2 protein-coding genes are annotated in these 1,781 nt (G+C 62.8%); both read right to left on the bottom strand.

Annotation, left to right across the window (positions count from 1 at the left end; translation table 11 throughout):
• The coding region (gene atpD, locus WAN02_RS13215; protein WP_422264639.1) for a F0F1 ATP synthase subunit beta at positions 1-1,172 on the bottom strand (1,172 nt) is incomplete at its 3' end.
• A 24-nt stretch (positions 1,173-1,196) separates the two neighbouring features.
• Positions 1,197-1,781 (bottom strand): ATP synthase F1 subunit gamma (gene atpG / locus WAN02_RS13210; protein ID WP_422264638.1); only part of this gene is annotated, 585 nt, incomplete at its 5' end.

Raw genomic sequence — 1,781 nt, 5'->3', positions numbered from 1 at the left:
TTGTAGCGCTGCAAGATTCGGATCACTTCTTGCGCAACCCGGTAGTGCTCGTCGCCGACGATCGCCGGGTCCAGGATGGTCGAGCTGGATGCCAACGGGTCCACCGCGGGGAAGATGCCCTTGGAGAACACGTTTCGCGACAGCTCGGTGGTGGCGTCCAAGTGCGCGAACGTCGTCGCCGGCGCGGGGTCGGTGTAGTCGTCGGCGGGCACGTACACCGCTTGCATCGAGGTGATGGACTTGCCTCGGGTCGAGGTGATCCGCTCCTGCAGCTCACCCATCTCATCGGCGAGCGTGGGCTGGTAGCCCACGGCCGAAGGCATCCGGCCAAGCAGTGTCGAGACCTCGGAACCGGCCTGGGTGAATCGGAAGATGTTGTCGATGAACAGCAGCACGTCCTGGCCCTGCTCGTCACGGAAGAACTCGGCCATCGTCAACGCCGACAAGGCGACTCGCATACGGGTGCCGGGCGGCTCGTCCATCTGACCGAAGACCAGCGCGGTGTCCTTGAGCACATCCGCATCCGCGAGCTCGACCCACAGGTCGTTGCCCTCACGGGTGCGCTCCCCGACGCCGGCGAATACCGAAGTACCACCGAAGTTTCGGGCGATACGGTTGATCATCTCCTGGATCAGAACGGTTTTACCCACACCCGCACCGCCGAACAGCGCGATCTTTCCACCACGCACGTAGGGAGTCAGCAGGTCGACGACCTTCAGGCCGGTCTCGAGCATCTCGGTGCGCGGTTCCAGCTCGTCGAACGGGGGCGGCTTACGGTGAATCGTCCAGTGGTCGAAGTCTTCTCCGTAGCCCGGCTCGTCCAGACAGACCCCCAGGGCGTTGAACACGTGGCCCTTGACGCCGTCGCCAACCGGAACGGAGATCCCTTTTCCTGTGTCGGTGACCTCAACGCCGCGGACCAGTCCGTCGGTCGGTTGCATCGAGATGGTGCGAACCAGGTTGTCCCCCAGGTGCTGCGCGACCTCCAGCGTCAGCGTCTTCGCCAGCTCCTTGTAGGTGATATCGGCGTGCAGGGCGTTGAACAACTCCGGCACGGAGCCGCGGGGGAATTCAACGTCGACGACGGGTCCGGTGATCCGCACCACGCGGCCGTTGGTGTCGCCGCCCTTCGAGTTCGTCGACTTCGCAGCCTGTTGAGTGGTAGCAGCCATATCCTCTTCGCTTCCTGATGGGGCCTATTTGGCGTCGGCGAGCGCGTTTGCGCCACCGACGATTTCGCTGATTTCCTGAGTGATCTGAGCCTGCCGCTCGCGGTTCGCCTCGAGCGTGAGCGATTTGATGAGGTCGTCGGCGTTGTCGCTGGCCGACTTCATCGCACGCTGGCGTGACGCCAGTTCTGACGCGGCAGACTCGAGCAACGCCGTGTAGATGCGGGTGGTCAGGTAACGCGGCAGCAGTGCATCGAACAGCGTCGTCGCATCCGGCTCGAATGAATACAGCGTGTGGGGCTCGTTGTCGTCCTCGATGTACTCCACGACCATCGGAGCCATGCGGTGCGCTCCGACCGACTGCGACATCATCGACTTGAATTCGGTATAGACGATGTGCAATTCGTCGACTCCGGGCTCGTCGCTGGACTCTTCGTCGTCGCCGGCGCCGGCCAAGAAGGTGCTCACCAGAGTTTCTGCGACCTTTGACGCGTCCTCATAGCTGGGCCGCTCCGAGAACCCAGTCCAGGATTCGCTGATGTCCCAGTTGCGAAACTTGAAATAGCCCTGTGCTTTACGCCCAACGGTGTAGAGCACCGGAGTCTTGCCGTC

Origin of the sequence: Mycobacterium sp. (assembly GCF_049281135.1) — a bacterium.
In the GTDB taxonomy this organism is placed as follows: Bacteria; Actinomycetota; Actinomycetes; order Mycobacteriales; family Mycobacteriaceae; genus Mycobacterium.
Note: the sequence above shows the minus strand (reverse complement) of the source record. Positions and strands in the feature narration are given on the sequence as shown.